The sequence below is a fragment of the Klebsiella sp. K47 genome, from assembly GCF_051858335.1.
GTDB lineage: Bacteria > Pseudomonadota > Gammaproteobacteria > Enterobacterales > Enterobacteriaceae > Klebsiella > Klebsiella pneumoniae.
Genome location: NZ_JBPYUI010000479.1, coordinates 1 through 220, shown reverse-complemented (window position 1 = coordinate 220; position 220 = coordinate 1). Strand labels below are relative to the sequence as shown.

General features: G+C 62.7%; 1 protein-coding gene. It reads left to right on the top strand.

From position 1 onward, the window contains the following. The first annotated feature begins 13 nt into the window (after positions 1–13). Positions 14–142 carry an acyl-CoA dehydrogenase family protein gene (locus RRF55_RS28880; protein WP_439419429.1) on the top strand — a complete coding sequence of 43 codons (129 nt, stop codon included), beginning with the start codon at positions 14–16 and terminating at the stop codon, positions 140–142. Positions 143–220: the final 78 nt, after the last annotated feature.

The window sequence follows — 220 nt, the reverse complement described above, 5'->3', positions numbered from 1 at the left end:
CGGCTACGGCTACATCCGTGAATACCCGATCGAACGGCTGCTGCGCGATTCGCGCGTGCACCAGATCCTGGAGGGCACCAACGAGATCATGCGGGTGATCGTGGCCCGCCACCTGCTCAACACTGAAGAGGAACTGCGATGATGGAGTGGCGCCAGCATGATCACGTCGGCCTGAAGGTCGAGGCCGATGGCCACGTCGCGGTCATCACCCTCGACAACC